Origin of the sequence: Pectobacterium hainanensis (genome assembly GCF_046237015.1) — a bacterium.
Taxonomy (GTDB): Bacteria; Pseudomonadota; Gammaproteobacteria; order Enterobacterales; family Enterobacteriaceae; genus JBJYIN01.
The window spans coordinates 142,453-165,575 of sequence record NZ_JBJYIN010000008.1 but is presented as its reverse complement, the minus strand read 5'-3'; the positions used below and the strand labels follow the sequence as shown (position 1 = coordinate 165,575).

Sequence of the window (23,123 nt, the reverse complement as noted above, 5' to 3'; positions counted from 1 at the left end):
ATGTCCGATGTCACAACATCCAGAACGACAAGACAAGTATTAAAGCCCTTTCTTGCCCTCTATCGACGCCATATTTGGCGATTAAGCCTCGGGGTCGTTCTGGCGATTTTTACGCTATTGGCTAGCATCGCCCTACTTACCTTGTCCGGCTGGTTTTTAGCCGGCGCTGCGCTGGCGGGTATTGCGGGCCTTCTTACGTTCAACTATATGCTGCCTGCCGCTGGCGTCCGGGGAGCTGCGATTACCCGCACGGCAGGACGTTATGCTGAACGGTTGGTTAGCCACGATGCGACTTTCCGTGTCTTGCAGCATCTGCGCGTTTTTACCTTTTCTCGTATTCTTCCGCTGTCCCCGGGGGGCATCGCACGCTTTCGTCAGGCAGAACTCTTAAATCGTCTGGTCGCCGATGTGGATACACTCGACCATTTGTATCTGCGCGTTATTTCCCCTCTGGTCAGTGCGTTATTAGTCATTCTCCTGGTCTCTTACGGCCTCAGTTGGCTGGATACCTCACTGGCCTTGACGCTATGTGCCATCACGCTGGCGCTGTGGTTTATTCTTCCTGTCGTATTTTATCGGGCCGGTAAAACGATCGGGCATGATTTGACCGCGCTACGAGCACAATATCGAACGCAACTGACTACCTGGTTACAGGGTCAGGCTGAATTGACGGTATTTGGCGCGTTGTCAATATTTCGTCAGCAGCTAGCAACCCTGGAAAGCGAATGGCTACAGCGTCAGAAACAGCAGACTAACTTAACCGGACTCTCACAGGCGATAATGATTATGTGCAGCGGGCTGACCGTCACCCTGATGCTATGGCTCGCTGCAGACGGCGTTGGCGGTGATACGCAACCTGGCGCACTGATTGCACTCTTCGTTTTTGCCTCTCTGGCGCTTTTTGAGGCACTCACTCCCGTCGCAGGCGCTTTTCAACATATGGGACAGGTGATCGCGTCCGCCGCAAGGGTCGATCACCTCATCCGTCAAACACCGATGGTGACATTTCCTGAACAGGGGCCATCAGCCGTGCCAGAGGCAGCGTTAGTTTTGCATAACGTCGGTTTTACCTACCCCGAACAGCCTTTACCCGTCTTACAGGGAATTTCATTGAATATTCAGGCTGGCGAACACATTGCACTGCTTGGCCGTACAGGGTGTGGCAAATCCACCCTACTGCAACTGCTTACCCGCGCCTGGGACAGCGATCAAGGCACAATTCTATTAAATGGCCAGCCACTTTCATCCTGGGCAGAAAATGAATTACGCGCCATGATGAGCGTCGTCCCACAACGCGTACACCTGTTCAGCGCTACGTTGCGTGACAATCTCACCCTCGCAGCGCCCGATGCCAGTGATATGCAGCTTGTTGAGGTATTGCAACAAGTCGGCCTGGAGAGGCTTCTGGAGAATGAGGGGCTGAACGGTTGGTATGGAGAAGGAGGCCGCCAACTTTCTGGCGGAGAACAGCGCCGTATCGGTCTTGCTCGGGCATTGTTGCACTCCGCACCGCTAGTGCTTCTTGATGAGCCAACCGAAGGTCTGGATGCTGAAACCGAACGGCGAATATTGCGATTACTGCGTCAACATTGTGCAGGAAAGACGCTCATTGTCATCACTCACCGTTTGTATGACCTCGATTCCATGGATCGCATTTGCATCATGGATGGCGGCCAGATTATTGAGGAAGGTAGCCATCAGGCACTCATCCAGCAACAGGGACGTTACTGGCAATTCCGCCAGACTATTGATTCTCATGGGGTCTAACCTAAAACGTTATGCAACTGTATCAACTTTCATCTGATCCGCTTCATTTTCCCGAACCGGGTTATGCATTGCATGAACCAAACGGACTATTGGCATTTGGTGGCGATCTCTCCCCTGTCCGATTAAAAACCGCCTATCGGCAGGGAATTTTTCCCTGGTATTCTCCTGGTGAACCAATTTTATGGTGGTCACCCGATCCTCGTGCGGTGTTATTTCCTAATGAGTTTCACATTAGCCGTAGTCTAAAAAAATTTCTGCGTAAGCATGATTATTCTGTCACGATAAATCGTGCCTTTAACGACGTGATTACGGCCTGTTCACGCGAACACGAAGGTGGAACCTGGATTACACCGGAAATTATCGCTGCTTATTGCGAACTTCATCAGTCTGGACAAGCACATTCTGTCGAAGTGTGGCAGAATAGCGCACTTGTTGGTGGACTATACGGTATCGCACAAGGCAGTTTGTTTTGCGGCGAATCCATGTTCAGTCTCGCAGAGAATGCTTCCAAGTATGCCTTGCTGACGTTCCAACAACATTTTACCGATTGCGGCGGTAGGTTGATTGATTGTCAGGTATTGAATGCACATACCGCCTCATTGGGCGTTCGTGAAATACCCCGCGAACACTTTTTACAGTTTCTTTTTCAGCTACGGGATATCCCTGTTGTTGACCGTTGTTGGGTACCCCAAATATTGGCGGAACCCATACGATAGAGAAATGCATCGTTCGTAAACAACATTCTGCTTATGAACGCTTCTTTACATAATGTGGGTTTTTCGGCATTATCTTGCCGGTTAAAAAAACAAAGGTAGTTAGACCTAGAGGATTCGATGGCCAAAGAAGACAATATTGAAATGCAAGGCACCGTGCTTGATACGCTGCCCAATACCATGTTCCGCGTTGAATTGGAAAACGGGCACGTGGTTACCGCTCATATCTCCGGTAAAATGCGTAAAAACTATATCCGCATCCTGACGGGTGACAAAGTCACTGTAGAGCTGACCCCGTACGACCTGAGCAAAGGCCGCATTGTCTTCCGCAGCCGTTAACCGGTTCGCCCATCGCTGACCTTCAGCGATTTCCGAGGATGTCCTATCTCCGCAACCCTTTCCGTTATCGGCAAGGGTTGTTGTGTTTATGCCACATTACTCAGTAGAAACCACAGTCATTGACCATATTATTCCGGGTTATCCATGAATCACTACAGCAAAAGTTTCCCACGAGTTGACGATACTCAGTACTTAACTGCGCTGCAGCAGCGTTTCAGTCAAGGTGAAAAACTCAAATACATTTTTTTCTGGGGCCACCGATCCGATAAATCCGATGTAACGGCCAGTTGCTTCAGCCAATGGTTCTGCGCCCCTTTTGTGGTCGATGGTGATCACTATCCTAGTGCTGAACATTTTATGATGGCGGAAAAAGCCCGTCTTTTTAACGACGAACCCACCCGCCAAAAAATTCTGCTAGCGTCCACACCGGGAGCAGCCAAAGATCTGGGCCGGCAAGTTCGAGATTTTGTTGATACCGAATGGCTAGCTCAACGTTTCAACATCGTAGTACGGGCTAATCAAGCTAAATTCAGTCAAAACCCTAAACTACGTGACTATCTGGTACAAACAAAATCACGTATTCTGGTCGAAGCGAGCCCTGTAGATCGTATTTGGGGGATTGGACTCGCTCAAGATGACGCGCGAGCAAGCAACCCTACTCTATGGCGCGGTCTAAATTTGTTGGGATTTGCGCTGATGAAGGTACGTCAGGATATGGTCGATACCACGTCCCATATCCAAGATCACTAACTGTTGTTACTCTCCCAGTGAAGCGTAAACAAAACCACGCTGTGGCGTACAACTGATATTAACTGAAATCGGCGGCTCCGAAATAACGTACTCCAACGCCAGTTTTTTCTGGCCTTCAAATACGATGTCTTGCAGCACCAACTGCGCCGCAAACTGCTCAGCGGTCAATTCGTCTTCAAAATCGACATCTCGCCAATCTTCGTTCCAGAATATCAATAAGTCCTTGGCTGCTTGTTGGCGAGCTTTTGTTTCCAGTTGCCGTAAACGGGCAGCAATTTCGCAATGGGGAGCAATCGCCTTATCTGAAACAGCTTCAATGCGTACAAATTGCCGCACCAGCTTACAACCGTAGCGAGCCGTATAGGCTATCTCAATACCACAACCGATCTCACCAGCCGTTTCAAACGTGAACAACAAGCGTTTTTTGTCATCCAGCTTGACCGCTAACAAATGCAATGCAGACACAAAATCCGCGATAGGTAACACATCAGTACAATCCGTCGCTTGCCATATACCATTCCAGAAAGCACCAGCTTGCTCTGCGGCAAATAACCGTACATGCTCGCTTAATGCTTCAGGCACTCCAGAACGGCATTGCAGGCCGGTCAACTTGAAGCGTTTATTAATCGCTTCTACCGTCAAGCGCCCATCTTCATCGTCGCCTATACCATATGTCCACTGACTGCTGCCATTCCGCTTCAGCGATACCTCCCGTAGATGCAAACGGTCTGGCATCGTTTCCGCATTCGGAACCGTACCATCACCAGCAGCACCACACAATGCTGACCACTGTTGCATAATATAACGGCGGGCGGACTGCTCCTGTCGGGCACATTGCCTGGCAAACTGCTCAATAATTTCAATGACAACCGGACGATCCGCTCTGGGTATCTCAATTCGCACACGATCGCCATTCACATTCAGCGTGCCGTAAAATTTCTTTGCATCAAGTGCAAATTCAAAGGTTCCCAAATCAGGCAACACAATGGGACGGGGATTTTCAATCAGCGTATCGAGAAAAAAGGTTTCTATCTCCTCCTCGGTTGCAACTGGTGGGAGCAATTCCTGGTCGATGATATAAGACAACAGATTCCATATGCGGATAACATACGGTGCGCCCTGTTCGCCCTCAATGATATAGGCATCGTTTTGATGCGTCAGTCCGACAGGCGTCTGAGCAGATAACGGTAACATCACGCAGGCATGATGCTGTCCGTTACCAGCATGGAAGATAGCATAGACATCGATGCACCAGCGTCCCGCCTCTCCGTCTTCAGGTGCGCGATCTTCCACCTGCCAGCGACCATCCCTTTCGAAAGCATATTTGCGCTGAACCAGCATCAGATCGAAAAAATCGGTGATATGGCAAGCCTGTACAAGCTCATCACCAGCGCCATGCTTTTCAAGGAATGCTCGACGCTTGGCAGAATAATCCAGCAGGCGTGCCGTTAGTGCCTGTGCGTCCTCCCGAGTCGTTATCACCGTAGTCTCGGACACTGAATCTGCCGTACTTCCCAAACAACTCAATGACGTATGCATGCTGCTAAGTTCGAACCAAGCCTCAACGTCTCCGGTTTGTGCTCGTGCGATCAATGCCATGACATCCTGTTTGCTGTAATACCTATGCATCATTTTTTCCCTAAAAAGATTGTTTTATTACGATAGAGGCTGTGTGGTCATTGCCAAGGATGACCCAACATAAAAAATCCCCGACGAATGCATCGGGGATGGGTATATAAAAGACAGCGCCTTCACGGGAGAGATGAACCAATAATCAGCTCATCACACTAGTGAACCGCGCCCTCATCGGCTTTACGTTTCTGTGCACTCTGGAAACCATAAGTTAACTGTTGAGCCGATTTATCCAGTTCAACTTTGACCGAACCACCATCGACTAATGAACCAAAGAGCAACTCGTTCGCCAACGGTTTTTTCAGGTTCTCCTGCATTACACGCGCCATTGGACGTGCGCCCATGGCTTTGTCATAGCCTTTTTCTGCCAGCCAATCACGGGCCTCATCACTGACTTCCAGCGACACGCCTTTCGCATCCAATTGGGCTTGCAGCTCAACAATGAATTTATCCACCACCTGCTGAATCACTTCAGGCGACAAATGATTGAACCAGATGATGCCATCAAGTCGGTTACGAAACTCCGGCGTAAACACCTTCTTGATCTCTTCCATCGCATCGCTACTGTTATCCTGATGGATAATACCGATAGATTTACGCTGCGTTTCACGTACACCCGCGTTCGTAGTCATGACCACAATAACGTTGCGGAAATCTGCCTTGCGCCCGTTATTATCCGTTAACGTCCCGTTATCCATGACCTGTAGCAGAAGGTTAAACACGTCAGGGTGCGCTTTTTCGATCTCATCAAGCAATAACACTGAATGCGGATGTTTAATCACGGCATCGGTGAGTAAACCGCCTTGATCATAACCAACATATCCCGGAGGCGCACCAATCAGACGGCTGACGGTGTGGCGTTCCATATACTCAGACATATCAAAACGAAGCAGTTCAATATCCAGCGCCTTAGCCAACTGTAAAGTCACTTCTGTTTTACCCACCCCCGTCGGACCAGCGAACAGGAAAGACCCAACCGGCTTGCGTTCCTGACCCAATCCAGCCCGGCTCATCTTGATAGATTCCGATAAGGCTTCAATCGCTTTATCCTGACCGAATACCAACATTTTCAGACGGTCACTGAGATTCCTCAACACATCGCGATCGCTAGCCGATACTGTTTTTTCTGGAATACGCGCAATACGCGCCACAACAGACTCGATATCCGCCACATTGACCGTTTTCTTGCGTTTACTCACGGGCATGAGACGACTGCGCGCACCAGCCTCATCAATCACGTCAATCGCCTTGTCAGGCAAATGGCGATCGTTGATATATTTCACCGCCAGTTCCACGGCCGCACGAACGGCCTTTGCCGTGTAACGCACATCGTGATGCGCTTCATATTTAGGCTTCAAACCGTTAATAATCTGTACGGTTTCATCCACACTGGGTTCAGTAATATCGATTTTCTGAAAACGACGGGCCAACGCACGATCCTTTTCAAAAATATTGCTGAATTCCTGATACGTTGTGGAACCAATGACACGAATTTTACCGCTGGAAAGCAGAGGTTTGATCAAGTTTGCCGCATCGACCTGCCCACCAGAGGCTGCCCCAGCACCAATGATCGTGTGGATTTCATCGATAAACAGAATGCTGTTCTTATCCTGCTCCAACTGTTTTAGCAACGCCTTGAAACGCTTCTCGAAATCACCACGGTATTTCGTCCCGGCTAACAGGGAGCCAATATCGAGTGAATAAATCGTGGCATCAGCCATAACCTCCGGCACATCGCCTTGTACAATTCGCCATGCGAGACCTTCAGCTATCGCTGTTTTACCTACGCCAGACTCTCCCACCAACAGAGGGTTATTCTTGCGGCGGCGGCACAATACCTGAACCGTTCTCTCTAATTCCTTCTCACGTCCGATAAGGGGATCGATGCCGCCAACGCGGGCCAATTGATTAAGATTGGTGGTGAAGTTTTCCATACGGTCTTCCCCTCCGGCCTGTTCTTCATTGACAGGGGTTTCCGGACTCGGAGCCTGTCCGGACTCTTCTTTACGTGTACCGTGAGAAATAAAATTCACAACATCAAGGCGACTCACATCATGTTTACGCAACAGGTAAGCAGCCTGGGATTCTTGCTCGCTGAAAATGGCAACCAACACGTTCGCCCCGGAGACTTCGCTGCGCCCCGATGACTGAACATGAAAAACGGCACGTTGCAACACACGTTGGAAACTGAGCGTCGGTTGTGTCTCACGCTCCTCATCGCTCTGCGGTAGCGTTGGTGTGGTTTGTTCAATGAATGCTTCTAGCTCCTGGCGTAGTGCGGCTAAATCGACCGTACAGGCCTCCAGTGCTTCACGCGCGGCCGGGTTACTGAGCAGAGCCAACAGCAAATGCTCCACGGTCATAAACTCATGTCGGTGCTCACGCGCTCTGGCGAAAGCCATGTTGAGACTGAGTTCCAGTTCTTGATTGAGCATAGGCACCTCCCCCAATAAATTGCCTGACTTCAGGCTTTTTCCAGCGTACAGAGCAACGGATGCTCATTTTCTCTGGCATAACGATTAACTTGTACCACTTTTGTCTCAGCCACTTCCGCACTGAATACGCCACAAATCGCTTTTCCCTGATAATGCACCGTTAACATCAGTTGCGTTGCACGTTCAATGTCATAAGAAAAGAACTTTTGCAGAACGTCAATAACAAATTCCATCGGTGTATAATCATCATTGTTTAACAGTACCTTATACATTGATGGAGGCTGTAGTTTTTCTTTATGCCGATCGGCAATTTGCTGTTCTGATTGTGACCCTATATCCTCGTTTCCCATTCTCTGCCCAACGTCATTTCAGTATCAAAATGTGCACTATGTTTACAGTAGCACGTATGGTTTTTATTTTACCATCCAGGTAACGAAATGGTGGTCAGAAAGCAAAAAATCAATCGTTGTCATCTCGCGGATTCGCTATGTTCCTCTAACCTACCATCATCAATAGCGTTATCTGCATCATACTTTGAAAAACTCCCTTCACTCCTTAAATGCAGATCGCTTGACGCAAAGATCGATTTCACTAAAGTGTAATGTGAATTGATGAGGTTTTAATCAATTTGTATCCACGTTAACCAAATAACCACACCTCAATTACTTAAAAGAACGCTCTTGCGAAGGATGTCAATGCATGGAGACAGGTACTGTTAAATGGTTCAATAACGCCAAAGGCTTTGGCTTTATCTGTCCTGAAGGCGGCGGTGAAGATATCTTTGCCCACTACTCAACGATTCAAATGGACGGATACCGGACGCTAAAAGCCGGGCAAGTCGTCAGGTTTGATGTTCACCAAGGACCCAAAGGTAATCATGCCAGCCTGATTGTGCCACTGGTAAGCGAAGCGGTCTCCTGACGTAGGCCGTTTATCTCGCAACGATTTCTGATAGAAATCCAAGTAAAATGAAAATGCTGATCGCTTGTGGTCGGCATTTTTTATGACGGGCGACGTTCCGACGATTTTTATGGCAGTACCCGCCCGTCGCCCTGCCGCCCTCTTTGCCACTCGCTAATCGGCTCGTCCACGGGCCAGCCATAGCACACGGGAAAACATGCTGCGAATTAAAGGTGGGATCGCTTCACGTCCCATTGATGCCGCCTCCATCGACACTTCTATTGCCAAATCGGGTTTTGAGCTGCGGTGAATCGCTTTCACTATAATCTTATGCATCGAGAGCGGGACTTTTTCAGGCAATTGGGCAACCCGATGATAAACATGGCTGAACCCTTCCCGATACATATAATGCTCCATATCCAGCGCAGGCAGCACCGTCAAGTGGTCCCGTTCATTCTCTCCCGGTGCCGACAACATACTTTTTGCCGTTGCCGCATACTTTTTACCCGCGTCATCGCCATCAACCAGAACATGCCACTCTATTCCCATGCGTCGGGCAAACTTTACTAACGGACGAAGTCCCGACTGAGCAAACTCGATGACCTTCACACCTTCTGCTTCAAAATGATGGCCACACTGACGCGCCAACTCATTAAGCATCCAGACTTCCGTTTCCCCTTCAACCAATAGCCAACACCGAGCAAACAGTGATGCCGGGCGATTAAAACGGATATGAAAGGCAATTCGGCGACTATCCTCTGCGCTCATCCCCTGCATGCCAATACGAAATGTCGCCACACGCGATGATTCACGAACCAGACGGCAGACCTGCTCCATGGGCACCAACGATAACAGTTCACCAGAATTCGTCGTCGTCACTTTTTGTAACGGCAACTGCATTAGCAGTCCCCACGCGACCGATAACATGATCGGATGCAACCGCGTTTCAGGATCTTCAACCAGTAAAAGCGGGCGTGCATGTGGGTCCAACACCACCGAGCCTTTCGCCTGTAACAGTGTGGAAAACAGTTCCAGCAAAATAATGCGGCGACTACGACTGTTAGGATCGGCAATTAATCGGTTGATGTTATCCAGAGAGCGCCATGATTTACCGTTATGCGACCGCTCATGTCGATGATGCCGGTCACTGGAAATCGCGCTTTGTTCAGAAAAATAGTGTTCCAATAATTGTCGCATCGCCACCAAACCCTGACGTAACTCTTTATCCGTCAGCTTTTGTGGATTCTGCACCAACTCACGCATTAACTGATCAAACTGCTGCGCCAGCTTTTCATCGCTGCTTTCTATGGTTGCGGCCAGCGTTCCTGAACGTAGCCGCCGGATAAAACGGGCGTCACGCAGGCGTAAAACCGGGTGGAGACGAATCACTTCTCGCGCCAAATTATCAATGTCATTTAGCTTGATGGGATGCCCTTCTGCATCAAGGAAACTGCGCCAGGTAAAGACTGCCTGACTTTCATCAACTTCGCCCTCCAGACGGTAGAAAATGCGATGCCGCGATGCATCGCCTTCGACCCAGACCCGTTTAAGCGGGCGATAACGTGGTGCAAGATGATGTCCGGGTGCCGTTTCGCAAAAGGTGAAAATAACCTGCAAATGACGTTCACGGCTGTTCTCGTCGCCGGGTTTAAAATAGAAATCCTGCAAATCGAAATGATAAAGCGGCAATGTTGGCGCGAGTAACAACGACAACGCATCAAGCAAACTAGACTTTCCCCAGGCATTCTCACCAATCAGCACCGTATTTTCATCCAGCGCTAATGACAGGCGATTAATCCCCCGGAATCCCAGTATCTCTATATTTTCCAGATACATCCGCATCTCCTGTTTTTGCTTCACCGGTGGAAACGCAATAATATCGACGCTTTACTCGCGATGATTAATTGTTTAATTTTAATAGATTATGTCTTTTTTCCCTCCAGTTATCGGCTTTTCTCTTTAAGGACGTCAATTCTGTGATGTATTCAGGGTTATTCATTATCTTAGTACCGTTAATCTTTGGTTATCTGGTGCCTTTACGCGCAAAAAAAGCATTACGAACCATTAACCAACTGCTGAGTTGGATGGTATACGTCATCCTGTTTCTCATGGGCATTAGTCTGGCTTTTTTGGATGATATTGGCAGTAATTTGTTACTCATTTTTCGCTATACCGCCGTTTTTGTCGTTTGCATCATTGCCGCCAATGCTGTGTCTCTATGGTTATGGGAAAAACGGGATTTCTGGCCGGGAAAATTAGCGCAAGAACCCCCACCTTCTCGGTTACACATGATTTTGGACTCACTAAAACTGTGTCTGGTGGTCTTCGGTGGCTTTCTGCTGGGGCTCACGCAATGGTCGGGGCTGACTTATGCCAGTCAGGGAAGCGAATATGCATTGATTCTGTTACTTTTCTTCGTTGGTATACAGCTACGCAACAGTGGAATGACATTACGCCAAATCGTATTAAATCGCCGGGGAATGACGGTCGCACTGATCGTCGGTGCCAGTGCTCTGGTTGGCGGCCTGTGCGCGGCCTGGATCCTTGGTTTACCCCTCAAAACCGGGCTGGCGTTAGCATCTGGCTACGGCTGGTATTCGTTATCCGGTATTTTACTGACGGATGCGTATGGCCCTGTGCTCGGTAGCACCGCATTTTTCAATGATCTGGCTCGCGAACTACTCGCTATTATGCTCATTCCGGCTTTGGCACAACGTAATCGTTCTTGCGCACTTGGCTTATGCGGCGCAACATCGATGGACTTTACGCTACCGGTATTACAGCGCAGTGCAGGGGTCGATATGGTCCCTGCCGCGATAGTTCATGGCTTCTTGCTGAGTCTGGCCGCACCAATATTGATGGCGCTCTTTTCCTCATAATTATCCATTCTTGGCTGTTTTCCTCCTTTTTTCGGGCATTGATTGAGAGTCATTTTCATTGCCCACACCTAAAATTGCGCTAAATCAAATTTACCTAAAGTTGCATAAAAAAAGCCTTTTTTGCGGTGCTGTGACCCTCTATGCTTTAAACAAGCATTTTAAATGCAACTTAAAAAAGGAAGTCATCATGTTTTGTGTGCAATGTGAACAAACGATTCGTACCCCGGCAGGAAATGGTTGCTCTTACGCTCAGGGCATGTGTGGTAAAACTGCTGAAACCTCTGATTTACAAGACCTTCTGGTCGCCGTACTGCAAGGCTTGTCCGCGTGGGCATTGAAAGCCCGTGAGTTAGATCTTATCGATCACGACATTGATAGTTTTGCACCGCGCGCGTTTTTCTCCACGTTGACTAATGTCAACTTCGATTCACAACGAATTATTGGTTACGCGCAGGAAGCCATCGTACTGCGTCAATCGCTGGCGGTTCGTTGCCGTCTGCTTGATGCACACGCCGAAGTCGATCATCCAATGGCTGAATTGCAATTAGCAGGAGACGATATTCCAACCTTATTGCAACAGGCTGCTGATTTCGCATTGGATAATGATAAAGCCAGCGTAGGCGATGATATCCACGGTTTACGTATGCTCTGTCTGTATGGATTAAAAGGGGCGGCAGCCTATATGGAGCATGCTCATGTGCTGGGGCAATATGATGAAAATATCTATGCTCAATACCATGCCTTTATGGCTTGGTTAGGCACACAGCCTGCCGATGTCGATACGCTGCTGAATAACGCAATGGGTATCGGCCAGATGAACTTCAATGTGATGGCGATTCTCGATCGTGGTGAAACCGAAGCTTACGGCCATCCGACCCCAACGTCCGTCAACGTGCGCCCTGTCGCCGGTAAAGCCATTCTGATTTCCGGCCATGACCTGAAAGATTTACGTATGCTGTTAGAGCAAACGGAAGGGACAGGCGTCAACATTTATACACACGGCGAAATGTTACCCGCTCACGGTTATCCGGAACTGAAAAAATTCAAACATCTGGTTGGCAACTACGGTAGCGGCTGGCAGAACCAGCAAACCGAGTTTGCTAAATTCCCCGGTGCCATCGTGATGACATCCAACTGCATTATCGATCCTAATGTCGGAAACTATGGCGATCGCATCTGGACACGCAGCATCGTTGGCTGGCCGGGCGTCAACCATTTGGAAGGTGACGATTTCGGTGCCGTCATCGCACAGGCGCAGAGTCTGGCGGGTTTCCCTTATAACGAAATTGAACACCAAATCACAGTGGGCTTTGGTCGTGAAACACTGCTGAGCGCCGCAGATACCGTTATCGACCTGGTCGCACAAAAGAAATTGCGCCACGTCTTTTTGGTCGGCGGTTGCGATGGCAGCCGTGAAGAACGTAGCTACTTTACGGACTTTACATTGAACGTGCCTCAGGATTGCCTAATCATGACGCTGGCCTGTGGTAAATATCGCTTCAACAAACTGGATTTCGGTACGCTGGAAGGGCTGCCTCGCCTGCTGGACGTCGGCCAGTGTAACGATGCTTATTCTGCCATCATTCTGGCGGTAAAACTGGCCGAAAAACTAGGATGTGGCGTGAACGATCTGCCACTCAGTCTGGTGCTGTCCTGGTTCGAGCAAAAAGCCATTGTCATTCTATTAACGCTGTTGTCTCTCGGCGTGAAAAATATTTATACCGGACCAACCGCGCCAGGATTCTTAACCGAAAACCTGCTGGCCATTCTCAATGAGAAATTTGGCATGCGCGCAATTACTACCGTTGAACAAGATATGAAGACCATTCTGGCTGCCTGATAAATGGAGCGGATGGCGTTGGGTTTCAGTCTTTCCTGACGCCAGTCCGCTCGCTTATGGAGATGTGTTATGACCATGCCTACATCGCTTTGCCCAAACCGCATGCAGGTACATTCGATTTCTCAGGAAACCCCAGATGTATGGACGATTTCTCTGATTAATCACGATTTCTACCCTTACCAACCGGGGCAGTATGCACTGGTCAGCATTGCAAACAGCCCAGAGACCTTACGCGCCTATACGATTTCCTCCTCTCCAGGATTAAGCCGTTTTATTACCCTAACGGTTCGTCGACTGGATGACGGCGTCGGTTCCCGCTGGTTAACGCAACAACTTAAAACTGGGGATTACCTGTGGTTATCTGACGCTCAGGGTGAGTTCACCTGTGCAAACACCATCAGTGACCGCTATCTGATGGCCGCTGCCGGTTGCGGCGTGACACCAATTATGTCGATGAGCCGCTGGTTGCTGGCCAATAAGCCTCAAACCGATATTCACGTCATCTTTAACGTGCGTAATCCACAACAGGTTATTTTTGCCGACGAATGGCAACGCCTGGCACAAGATTATCCGCAGCGTCTGCGGTTAACGCTCGTCGCCGAAGAAGGCGCAACAGCCGGTTTCTTATCTGGTCGCATCAGCAAAGAATTGATCTCCGAATACGTGCCTGATATTGCCAGCCGTACGGTGATGACCTGCGGCCCAGCACCTTATATGAAACAGCTTGGCACACTCAGTCAACAATTTGGGGTGCCTGAAAGCTGTTTCTTCAAAGAACAATTCCGTACCGTTGACGAAGACATTGACGATGATAGCGAACAGTTAACGCTAACGATCAGCCGCCCATTGCAAAACCTGCGCGTACCGGTAGGCGTGAGTCTATTGGCTGCCCTGGAGGCCAACCATATCCCCGTGCTGGCAGCTTGTCGTGCTGGCGTTTGCGGAAGTTGTAAAACGCGGGTCTTGTCAGGAGACTACACCACAACCAGCACGATGACCTTAACACCCGCTGAGATTGCGCAGGGCTACGTGCTAGCCTGTAGTTGTCAGTTGCAGGGTGATACCGTTCTGGCTTGATTGCCGTCTTCCCTTATTACCCTCATATACCCATGCGTGATGGTGGTCGAACTGAACTGCCACCGTCACTTATCCCTTGTGACCGCATCAGTGCTGCTGTTTTCTCCATTCCCGGCTATAGTAGTGAACCGCATGATGATTAGCCCCACGGAGCCCAACAGTGATGACATCCCCTGCCCCCATTTTGATTTTGGGTGCCAGCGGTTATATTGGCCGCCACTTAACCAAGCGTTTCAGCCAGCAAGGACTCCCCGTCATTGCCGCCGCGCGTCAGATAGAAGCCATTGACGCGCAACGCTGGCCGGGAGTGCAGTGCCAGCAAGTCGATTTGTGCAAAGCGAATACGCTGCCGGAAGGGCTATGGGGCGCAGAGACAATCTACTATCTGGTTCACAGTATGGGCGATGGTGAAAACTTTATCGCCAAAGAGCGTATGTCGGCCATGAATCTATTACTGGCGCTCTCCTCCAGCCGGGTAAAACAGATCGTTTATCTGGGATCTTTACAGGCAAAAGACGATAGCACGCCACATATGGCAGCCAGAAAGATTACCGGTGACATATTGCGTACGAGTGGCATCCCCGTCACTGAATTACGGGCTGGCATCATCATTGGTACCGGCTCAGCCGCTTTCGAGATCATGCGGGATATGGTGTACAACCTCCCCATACTGACGCCACCGCGCTGGGTGCGCTCACGATCGGCCCCGATTGCGTTGGAGAATTTGCTGGTCTACCTGACTGAAATACGCCACTTTCCGGCAACGCAACATCGCATCATGGACGCAACCGGCCCAGACTATATCAGCTACCAAACGATGTTTGAGCGTTTTATCGCCATCAGCGGAAAACGCCGCGTCTTGATCCCCGTGCCCATGCCAACACATTTCGTTTCCGTTTGGTTTTTACACCTGATTACCTCCGTTCCTCCGACGATTGCCCGAGCGCTTATTCAAGGATTGAAACATGACCTTCAGGCGGATGGCTCCGCGCTACAAGCGCTGATTCCACAATCGCTGATGACATTTGATCAGGCGGTGCAGGCTACGCTGCAAAGCGAGATGGAAAGCACTCAACGAGCCGACTGGGGGGACGATATGGAAGTCCGGGCTCGTTGGAAACCGGATTATGGTTTTTACCCTAAACAGGCTGGACACACGATAAAGACGTCTGCATCCAGCCAGGCGCTGTGGCACGTTATCCAGCAAATCGGCGGCAAAGAAGGCTATTTCTACGCCAATATGTTGTGGAATTTACGCGCCAGACTGGATGATCTCGCAGGCAACAACGTCACCTACGGACGTCCAGAGCGTCCGACATTGACCCTAGGAGACAAAATCGACGGTTGGAAAGTCATTTCGATCAAACCACAACGACAGTTGGTCATGCTATTTGGCATGAAAGCGCCAGGATTGGGGAAACTCACGTTCACCATCACCGATCACGGTGCCTATCGAACACTCGATGTCCGAGCTCGCTGGCACCCTGCGGGTTTCAATGGCCTGGTTTACTGGTTTTTGATGATGCCAGCTCATTTATTTATTTTTCGTGGTATGGCGGCACGTATTGCCACATTGGCAGCCTCGCCCGACAGTTGAGGTCATGCCGCGCCGTATTTTTCCAACAAAGCATCAGCAATAGCCTCGGTTTGTGCATCTGCGTGCCCCTGGAAATTCTCTGGACGGAAATGCATCTGAAACGCGGCAATAACCTGCCGTTTTTGTCGCTCACTCATATCAATAGTGACTGGATAACCATAACGGACCAGCTTATCCAACAAGCGTTCCGCATTCACCGGTTGATCAAAGGCGCGCCCCTGCAAATAAAACGACACACGGGCCTCATCCGGCCATGCACCTATTCCTTGCTGCGCCAGTGCTTTCCAGGGAAATAGCGGCCCAGGATCCTGTTTTCGCAACGGTGCAATATCACTATGGGCCACGACATTCTGTGGCGCAATTTGATAGCGAGTCACAATGTCACGAGCAATTGACGTCAGCAATGCAATTTGAGCCGGCGGAAAGGGTGTCCAATATGTACCGGAAAGCGTCTTCTGATAACCCAGATTTTCCAGCTCAATCCCTATTGATGTGTGATTTAAGCGTTCAAAACCACGCCAGCGACTGCTGCCCGCATGCCAGGCCACCTGGTTATCAGGCACCAGATGCCAGGCAACCGGTTTTCCCTTCACCAAAGGAGGCATCGCCGGTATCAGGTAATGTGAACTGACTTGCTGATTTGTCAGAATATTCAGAGAGGAAGGAAAATCTTCTGCCGTATAGTGAATCACTAAAAAGCGAATTCGTGACTCCTGAGCTCGTGAGGTATGTGTCGTATCTAACTGATATCCGCGTTGATCGTGTGGGATCGCAGCAGACTGGCATCCTGCCAACACCAAGAGCATCAGCATAATCATGCATTTACCCATAACGCTTCCGTTATCTCCTCTTTTCCTTCATAACGTGTTCCTCGTGATTAACGACGCACTTTGACCGCTGTACCACTGACGGTGACCATCAACATACTGCCATCTTTGCCAACCGTTTCGTAATCAATATCAATGCCTACAACGGCATTCGCACCCAGATCTTCAGCTTGCATTTGTAACTCCTTAAATGCGATCTGCCGTGCTTTACGTAATTCTTTTTCATAAGCACCGGAACGTCCCCCGACCACATCGCGGATACTCGCAAAAAAGTCGCGAAAAATGTTTGCACCCAGAATGGCTTCTCCCGTCACCACTCCGCAATATTCTGTGATAGTAAGCCCTTCCAGGCTCGGTGTTGTAGATAATTGCATCGTAAACTCCTTGGTTCACCAGATTAACACGAACGACCGTTTTCGTTACCCGACAAAACGACTACATCAGGCCGTAAGCGACCATTTTGTGCTATTATTTAAGCAATAAATCGCTTGTTCGCAAATTTTAATCCATGGCGATTGCATAACTATGCTACCGACGTTAACATTCGCCGCATCACTGTCTATTCAATTCTTACGCATGAGTATTCAACTAAACAGCATTAACTGTTTCTATGGCGCACATCAGGCGCTGTTTGACATTAAACTCGATTGTCCTGCAGGTGAAACGCTGGTTCTGCTAGGTCCAAGCGGCGCAGGTAAAAGCTCCTTGTTACGCGTGCTTAACCTGTTGGAAATGCCACGCTCGGGCCATCTGTCCATTGCGGGTAATCAGTTTGATTTCAATCACGCCCCGGCCGATAGCGCTATCCGCGAATTGCGTCAGAATGTCGGTATGGTTTTTCAGCAATACAATCTGTGGCCGCATTTGACCGTCGCACAAAATCTGATTGAGGCTCCATGCCGCGTACTGGGGCTCAGTAAAGAGACGGCCAAAGCACGTGCCGATAAGTTACTGACTCGTCTACGCCTGAACGATTTTGCCGATCGCTATCCCCTTCATCTATCAGGTGGCCAACAACAGCGCGTCGCGATTGCTCGGGCATTAATGATGGAACCCCAGGTGCTGTTATTTGACGAGCCAACCGCCGCGTTAGACCCTGAAATTACCGCTCAGGTCGTGAATATCATTCATGAATTGACACAAACCGGGATCACGCAAGTGATTGTGACCCATGAAGTCGAGTTTGCACGCAAGACCGCCAGTCGGGTGGTGTATATGGAGAATGGACGAATTGTGGAACAAGGGGACGCCAGTCACTTTACCCAGCCACAAACGCCTGAATTCGCCAGCTATTTATCTCATTGATCAATATCAGGAAAATTACGATGAAAAAATTGATTGTGGCAACACTCTTGGCAGGATTGAGCGTATCGGCCAGTGCCGCCGATACCATCCGTTTTGCGGCTGAAGCGTCTTACCCTCCTTTTGAATTCATGGATGCCAACAATAATATGCAGGGTTTCGATGTTGACCTTGCTAATGCGCTGTGTAAAGAGATGCAAGCGACCTGCACTTTCAGCAATCAGGCGTTTGATAGTCTGATACCGGGATTGAAATTCCGTCGCTTTGAAGCGGTTATCTCCGGTATGGATATCACGCCAGAACGCCAACAGCAGGTCTCATTTACCCAGCCTTATTACGACAACTCTGCCTTGTTCATCGCGCAAAAAGATAAAGTTGCAGACGTGGCCGCCCTGAAAGGCAAACGTGTCGGTGTACAGAATGGCACTACACATCAAAAATACCTGATGGAAAAGCATAAAGAAATTACTACCGTCCCTTACGATAGTTATCAGAATGCCGTACTTGACCTGAAAAATGGTCGTCTTGATGCCGTATTCGGTGATACTGCCGTCGTCAATGAATGGCTGAAACAAAACGATAATCTGTCTGCTGTCGGCCAGGGTATTACAGACAAAGACTATTTTGGCATCGGTTTAGGTATCGCGGTACGCCAAAATAACGACGAGCTGTTGAAGAAATTTAACGATGCGCTCGACAAAATCAAGCAGGATGGCACGTATCAAACCATCTATAACAAATGGTTCCAGAAGTAATCTTAATTTGACGCTCAATGATTGAATTTCAACCTCTTGCAAGCGCCGCCGGGATGACCGTCGGCCTTGCCATTTGTGCACTGGTACTCGGGCTTATTCTTGCCATGCTGTTTGCCATCTGGGAAACGGCGCGGTGGAAACTGGTCAGTTGGACTGGAACCGCACTCGTTACGCTACTCCGCGGCCTGCCAGAAATTTTGGTGGTGCTGTTTATCTACTTTGGTTCATCCCAGTTATTGCTGATGCTGGCAGACGGCTTTACCCTGAATCTCTATTTCGTGCAGATTCCAGTAAAACTGAACATAGAGATGTTCGAAATAAGCCCATTCTTATGCGGCGTCATCGCGTTGGCCCTGTTATACGCCTCTTATGCATCGCAGACATTACGCGGTGCATTAAAAGCCGTTCCACAGGGGCAATGGGAATCGGGTCAGGCGCTAGGGCTCAGCCAATCGGCCATTTTTATTCGCCTTATTATGCCGCAAATGTGGCGCCATGCCCTGCCGGGACTGGGCAATCAATGGTTGGTGTTATTAAAAGATACCGCACTGGTTTCACTGATCAGCGTGAATGATTTGATGCTGCAAACCAAAAGTATTGCTACGCGAACTCAGGAACCCTTTACCTGGTATGTGGTTGCCGCAGCGATTTACTTAGTGATTACCTTGTTAAGCCAGTACGTTTTAAAACGCATTGAGCTACGCACGACGCGTTTTGAACGGAGGCCATCCTGATGCTCACTTATCTACCTGAGCTGTTAAAAGGCCTGCATACCAGCCTCACACTGACCGCCGTGGCAATTGTTGTCGCGTTAATCCTGTCGCTGCTGCTCACCGTGATTCTGACCTTGAAAACGCCTGTACTTTCCATTCTGGCAAAAGGTTTTATCACGTTGTTTACCGGCACCCCGCTGCTGGTTCAAATCTTTTTGATTTACTATGGCCCCGGCCAGTTTACATCGATCCAGCAAATTCCCTGGTTGTGGCATTTACTGTCACAACCGTGGCTCTGTGCCATGGTCGCGTTGGCATTAAACAGTGCCGCTTATACCACTCAGCTATTTTACGGTGCCGTTAGGGCTATTCCTGCGGGGCAATGGCAATCCTGTGCTGCACTTGGGATGTCTCAGCAACAAACGCTGCGTATTTTACTGCCTTTTGCTTTTAAGCGCGCTCTGTCATCTTATTCAAATGAGGTAGTACTGGTATTTAAAAGTACATCACTGGCTTACACCATTACACTAATGGAAGTGATGGGCTACAGCCAGCTCATGTACGGTAGAACCTATGACGTTATGGTGTTTGGTGCTGCCGGTGTGATTTACCTATGTGTCAATGGGTTACTCACACTATTGATGCGTTTGCTTGAACGCAGGGCCCTCGTCTTCGAACGTCGTAACTAACACACCGCCATCATCGCTCTCGTCAGCAGGTCACTTATCGGCCTGCTGACCTTACCAATAAATAAAGTGATTTTTTACTCATTTTATTTGCATATAAATTCATTAAGTGTCACAGTAACTACCGTGAAGCCGGAACCATTCCGCGCAATGACTCATATGAATAAAAAATAAACACCTGGAGCGGGTAGATGAAAAAATTACTGATCGCAACATTATTGGCAGGAACGGCATTCAACGCAGTGGCAGCAGATAACATTCGTTTTGCCTCATCGGCAACGTATCCTCCGTTTGAGTCTTTGGATGCGAATAACGAAATCGTCGGATTTGATATGGATTTGGCTAAAGCGCTGTGTAAACAGATGCAGGCAAACTGCACATTTACCAATCAGGCATTTGATAGCCTGATCCCGGCGCTAAAATTCCGTCGCTATGACGCTGTCATTTCTGGGATGGATATTACGCCGGAACGTAGCAAACAAGTGACATTTACCCAGCCCTACTATGCCAACTCTGCCGTGGTTATCGCACAGAAAGGAAAGTTTGCGGATTTCGCCGCTATGAAAGGCAAACGTATCGGCATGGAAAACGGGACAACTCATCAAAAATACATGCATGATAAGCATCCAGAGGTACAAACCGTTTCTTATGATAGCTATCAAACCGCCATACTGGATTTAAAAAATGGCCGTATTGATGGTGTATTCGGTGACACGGCAGTGGTTAATGAATGGATTAAAACCAATCCCACACTGGCAACCGTTGGCTCACACGTTACCGATGCAGAATATTTTGGCACGGGTTTGGGGATTGCTGTCCGTCCAGACGATAAAGCCCTGCTGGAAAAATTGAATAAAGCCTTAGATGCTATCAAAGCTGATGGAACGTATAAGTCCATTAACGACAAGTGGTTCCCGCAATAACTGGTAAACGAGGTCGGGTGGTTTTCCCACCCGACAGCACATGTTCCTTCTTTTATTCCTTCTTTTTTAGCAACGTCAACACTTCGTAATGCGCCGTATGCGGAAACATATCGAACAGTTGCACCAGCAAAACACGATAGTTCGCCAGAGCATCCATATCTTTCACCATACTTTCGGCATGGCAACTGGAATAAAGAATATAGTTCGGAGCCATACGGCTAAGGTAATCACACAGTTCGCGGCCAATGCCGCGTCGGGGTGGATTGACCAAAACCAACTCGGGAAGATCATTTTCAGCCGTGGCAAAACGAGTAGAGTCATGTGCCTGAAACGCAACATGCGTTAACCCTAACTGCTCTGCCGAGCGACGGGCACAGGCAATAGCTTCAGCGCTGATTTCAATCCCCGTCAGACGCATCTCAGACGATGCACAATGCAAACCAAATCCACCCACACCACAGAATAAATCCCACATGCTGGTGATATTCAGTTCGCTAACCCAATCTCTGGCTGTCGCATAAAGGTGGGATGCAACCTGCGGGTTGGTCTGGAAAAAACTCTGGGGACGAATATACAAGGGAACGTGATTAAAACGCTCTTCCAACGCCGATGTCTCACTAAGAATGATCTCAGTTTCCCCTTCCAGAATCGCCTGATGTACCGGTTGAATATTGACAGAAATAACCGCAAGCAGAGGCAACTGTTGTTGTAACCAGGGTAAAGCGGAACGGAGTTGGTTCAGCTTGGTTTCTGAACGCAACACGAAACGTAGCATCAACTGTCCACGTAGCGTGCTTTCCGTCAACAGCAAATATTTTAATTCACCGCGACGACGCGCAACGTTATAAGGTGTTAGCCCCGCTCTGGCAATAAATTGCTTGAGCACAGCAAAAACCGGAAGAAAACTGATGGGGTAAAGCGGACAATCGCAAAGGTCAACGGCGCTACCATCGCGATGTAACATACCTAACAGCGGGCGTTCAACGCTGCCGCTGACAACCATTTTCGCTTTATTACGAAATGCTGACTGGGCTGAATAACAGGCAGGTAACCACTGTGGCACCGGGTGAGATTGTAATAAATCAGCCAAATTTTTTTGTTTATCAGATAACTGCTGTGAGTAATCTTTTTCCAGCCATTGGCAGGAATGACATGTTCCTGCGCTATATCGTGCACAATGCATAAAAATCTAACTATCTGAATGAAGATCTCATAAGAAGAATTATATCAGTCCTGGTCACCGTCCTGATACATTTCAGAGTACGTGCGGCTAACCGTTCAACTCACTATACCCGTCATACTTCAAGTTACATGTGCATTGCCTGCGTTCAGTCACCCGAATCACTTACTCAAGTAAGCTCATCGGGATTCCTTCGCTTGCCGCCTTCCTGAAACTTGAATTATTTTGGGTATACACTCTGTGAGTAAACGATCCGCCTATTTCTGTCGTAAAAAAAAGCGTTTACTGCGATGAGGGAAAAATAACAGCACGATCACCAGCAGATCCGGTATCTTCTGGATCAGTAATTGATGCAGCACCGCCGTATTGTTTTCACCAGAAATATGGAATATTGAGGGAAGAAATTCGCTCATTGACGCCAACAGCAAATATAGCGTAACCAGACATTGGCAAACGATATACCCCCATCTCCCCCAGTTAACCCCTGCCAGCACGGCAAAACCACAACGTATCTCAATACAGACGATAATGAACGAAAGTAACAAGACCAGCGTTGAATCCCAAGCCTCAGCACTGAGACCAATCCAATCGCCTAAATCGCTTGGCCCGAGCTCCCATATCAATAACAAAACACCCAAAAAGCGGGTTGCAATAATAGCCGTTCCCGCCACCATGACCGGAACCGGGGCGTACACTTTTCGCTGAGACATTTCCTTTTTGGTGTACAGAATTTCAACGATCTCCGTTCGAATAAACCTTATTTCTACTGCCCATGGTTGCACTGATTGAGGACTGTCACGCCCACAAG

22 protein-coding genes are annotated in these 23,123 nt (G+C 48.9%); 14 read left to right on the top strand and 8 right to left on the bottom strand.

From position 1 onward, the window contains the following. The 4 genes from cydC (at position 1) to ybiA (ending at position 3,569) form a co-directional block, all read left to right on the top strand. Positions 1–1,767 (top strand): heme ABC transporter ATP-binding protein/permease CydC, encoded by a 1,767-nt coding sequence (gene cydC / locus ACKPVM_RS10485; RefSeq protein ID WP_409308988.1) that lies wholly within the window; start codon positions 1–3, stop codon positions 1,765–1,767. A gap of 11 nt (positions 1,768–1,778) precedes the next feature. Next, complete coding sequence (aat, locus tag ACKPVM_RS10480) at positions 1,779–2,483, top strand: leucyl/phenylalanyl-tRNA--protein transferase (RefSeq protein ID WP_409308987.1); 705 nt, start codon at positions 1,779–1,781, stop codon at positions 2,481–2,483. A gap of 117 nt (positions 2,484–2,600) precedes the next feature. Beyond that, complete coding sequence (gene infA, locus ACKPVM_RS10475) at positions 2,601–2,819, top strand: translation initiation factor IF-1 (protein WP_002211347.1); 219 nt, start codon at positions 2,601–2,603, stop codon at positions 2,817–2,819. Between the two features lie 144 nt (positions 2,820–2,963). Then, complete coding sequence (gene ybiA / locus ACKPVM_RS10470) at positions 2,964–3,569, top strand: riboflavin biosynthesis intermediates N-glycosidase (protein WP_409308986.1); 606 nt, start codon at positions 2,964–2,966, stop codon at positions 3,567–3,569. 6 nt (positions 3,570–3,575) lie between these two features. Here the strand turns inward: ybiA and ACKPVM_RS10465 are convergent, their stop codons facing one another. The 3 genes from ACKPVM_RS10465 to clpS all read right to left on the bottom strand — a co-directional run bounded on the left by ACKPVM_RS10465 (position 3,576) and on the right by clpS (position 7,986). Beyond that, the gene (locus ACKPVM_RS10465) at positions 3,576–5,201 is read right to left on the bottom strand and encodes a hypothetical protein (RefSeq protein ID WP_409308985.1); all 1,626 of its coding nucleotides are present in this window, start codon (positions 5,199–5,201) and stop codon (positions 3,576–3,578) included. A 155-nt stretch (positions 5,202–5,356) separates the two neighbouring features. Then, a complete protein-coding gene (gene clpA, locus ACKPVM_RS10460; protein WP_409308984.1) occupies positions 5,357–7,636 on the bottom strand; it encodes an ATP-dependent Clp protease ATP-binding subunit ClpA in 2,280 nt (759 codons plus the stop codon). A 29-nt stretch (positions 7,637–7,665) separates the two neighbouring features. After that, positions 7,666–7,986, bottom strand: coding sequence for an ATP-dependent Clp protease adapter ClpS (gene clpS, locus ACKPVM_RS10455; protein WP_409308983.1), 321 nt, complete (start codon positions 7,984–7,986; stop codon positions 7,666–7,668). A 349-nt stretch (positions 7,987–8,335) separates the two neighbouring features. On the opposite strand from clpS, the gene cspD reads away from it, so the two are divergent. After that, the gene (cspD, locus tag ACKPVM_RS10450) at positions 8,336–8,557 is read left to right on the top strand and encodes a cold shock-like protein CspD (RefSeq protein ID WP_109055519.1); all 222 of its coding nucleotides are present in this window, start codon (positions 8,336–8,338) and stop codon (positions 8,555–8,557) included. Between the two features lie 153 nt (positions 8,558–8,710). On the opposite strand, the gene ACKPVM_RS10445 is transcribed toward cspD, so the two are convergent. Further along, positions 8,711–10,372 (bottom strand): ATP-dependent endonuclease, encoded by a 1,662-nt coding sequence (locus tag ACKPVM_RS10445; RefSeq protein ID WP_409308982.1) that lies wholly within the window; start codon positions 10,370–10,372, stop codon positions 8,711–8,713. Between the two features lie 143 nt (positions 10,373–10,515). On the opposite strand from ACKPVM_RS10445, the gene ACKPVM_RS10440 reads away from it, so the two are divergent. From ACKPVM_RS10440 to ACKPVM_RS10425, 4 genes are all read left to right on the top strand, one after another. Beyond that, positions 10,516–11,415 (top strand): LysO family transporter, encoded by a 900-nt coding sequence (locus ACKPVM_RS10440; protein ID WP_409308981.1) that lies wholly within the window; start codon positions 10,516–10,518, stop codon positions 11,413–11,415. A gap of 187 nt (positions 11,416–11,602) precedes the next feature. Next, positions 11,603–13,255 carry a hydroxylamine reductase gene (gene hcp / locus ACKPVM_RS10435; protein WP_409308980.1) on the top strand — a complete coding sequence of 551 codons (1,653 nt, stop codon included), beginning with the start codon at positions 11,603–11,605 and terminating at the stop codon, positions 13,253–13,255. A 69-nt stretch (positions 13,256–13,324) separates the two neighbouring features. Beyond that, entirely contained in the window at positions 13,325–14,332 is a 1,008-nt protein-coding gene (gene hcr, locus ACKPVM_RS10430; RefSeq protein WP_409308979.1) for an NADH oxidoreductase, read from the top strand. Between the two features lie 163 nt (positions 14,333–14,495). Next, positions 14,496–15,929: a DUF2867 domain-containing protein gene (locus tag ACKPVM_RS10425; RefSeq protein WP_409309036.1), complete on the top strand. Its 1,434-nt coding sequence runs from the start codon at positions 14,496–14,498 to the stop codon at positions 15,927–15,929. A 2-nt stretch (positions 15,930–15,931) separates the two neighbouring features. Here the strand turns inward: ACKPVM_RS10425 and ACKPVM_RS10420 are convergent, their stop codons facing one another. Together ACKPVM_RS10420 and ACKPVM_RS10415 are read right to left on the bottom strand one after the other, a co-directional pair. Then, the gene (locus ACKPVM_RS10420) at positions 15,932–16,759 is read right to left on the bottom strand and encodes an N-acetylmuramoyl-L-alanine amidase (protein WP_409308978.1); all 828 of its coding nucleotides are present in this window, start codon (positions 16,757–16,759) and stop codon (positions 15,932–15,934) included. A gap of 47 nt (positions 16,760–16,806) precedes the next feature. Continuing rightward, complete coding sequence (locus tag ACKPVM_RS10415) at positions 16,807–17,130, bottom strand: heavy metal-binding domain-containing protein (protein WP_409308977.1); 324 nt, start codon at positions 17,128–17,130, stop codon at positions 16,807–16,809. Positions 17,131–17,332: 202 nt separating this feature from the next. On the opposite strand from ACKPVM_RS10415, the gene artP reads away from it, so the two are divergent. The 5 genes from artP (at position 17,333) to artJ (ACKPVM_RS10390) (ending at position 21,135) form a co-directional block, all read left to right on the top strand. Continuing rightward, positions 17,333–18,061 carry an arginine ABC transporter ATP-binding protein ArtP gene (artP, locus tag ACKPVM_RS10410; protein WP_409309035.1) on the top strand — a complete coding sequence of 243 codons (729 nt, stop codon included), beginning with the start codon at positions 17,333–17,335 and terminating at the stop codon, positions 18,059–18,061. A 20-nt stretch (positions 18,062–18,081) separates the two neighbouring features. Then, complete coding sequence (artJ, locus tag ACKPVM_RS10405; protein WP_409308976.1) at positions 18,082–18,813, top strand: arginine ABC transporter substrate-binding protein; 732 nt, start codon at positions 18,082–18,084, stop codon at positions 18,811–18,813. A 17-nt stretch (positions 18,814–18,830) separates the two neighbouring features. Next, entirely contained in the window at positions 18,831–19,547 is a 717-nt protein-coding gene (gene artQ / locus ACKPVM_RS10400; RefSeq protein WP_409308975.1) for an arginine ABC transporter permease ArtQ, read from the top strand. After that, complete coding sequence (gene artM / locus ACKPVM_RS10395; protein WP_409308974.1) at positions 19,547–20,215, top strand: arginine ABC transporter permease ArtM; 669 nt, start codon at positions 19,547–19,549, stop codon at positions 20,213–20,215. The genes artQ and artM overlap by 1 nt, the downstream gene beginning before the upstream one ends. 188 nt (positions 20,216–20,403) lie before the next feature. Continuing rightward, entirely contained in the window at positions 20,404–21,135 is a 732-nt protein-coding gene (gene artJ / locus ACKPVM_RS10390; protein WP_409308973.1) for an arginine ABC transporter substrate-binding protein, read from the top strand. A 52-nt stretch (positions 21,136–21,187) separates the two neighbouring features. Here artJ (ACKPVM_RS10390) and rlmC read toward each other — a convergent pair whose 3' ends face one another. Both rlmC and ACKPVM_RS10380 read right to left on the bottom strand, forming a co-directional pair. Beyond that, positions 21,188–22,318 carry a 23S rRNA (uracil(747)-C(5))-methyltransferase RlmC gene (gene rlmC / locus ACKPVM_RS10385; protein WP_409308972.1) on the bottom strand — a complete coding sequence of 377 codons (1,131 nt, stop codon included), beginning with the start codon at positions 22,316–22,318 and terminating at the stop codon, positions 21,188–21,190. A gap of 254 nt (positions 22,319–22,572) precedes the next feature. After that, complete coding sequence (locus ACKPVM_RS10380; RefSeq protein WP_409308971.1) at positions 22,573–23,025, bottom strand: YbjO family protein; 453 nt, start codon at positions 23,023–23,025, stop codon at positions 22,573–22,575. Positions 23,026–23,123 lie beyond the last annotated feature (98 nt).